The sequence below is a fragment of the Cupriavidus sp. SIMBA_020 genome, from assembly GCF_046535395.1.
GTDB lineage: Bacteria > Pseudomonadota > Gammaproteobacteria > Burkholderiales > Burkholderiaceae > Cupriavidus > Cupriavidus campinensis.
In genome coordinates, this window is record NZ_JAWRWU010001726.1 from 1 (window position 1) to 234 (window position 234).

Sequence of the window (234 nt, forward strand, 5' to 3'; positions counted from 1 at the left end):
GATGTCGTGCTGATCCTGAAGAAGAGCCGCCAGGAAGTCACCGGCTGCTCGGTCACGCTGAAGGCCGAGCGCGCAAGCGAAGATCCGAAGGTGTTCACGAAGGTCCACTTCCACTTCACCGTCACGGGCCGCAACCTGAACCCGGCCACGGTCGAGCGCGCGATCAACCTGTCGCACGACAAGTACTGCTCCGCGTCGATCATGATCGCCAAGACGGCCGAACTCACGCATTCG

At 62.0% G+C, this 234-nt stretch carries 1 protein-coding gene; it reads left to right on the plus strand.

What is annotated here, in order from left to right:
* The coding region (locus SB751_RS35520; RefSeq protein ID WP_410749676.1) for an OsmC family protein at positions 1 to 234 on the plus strand (234 nt) is incomplete at both ends.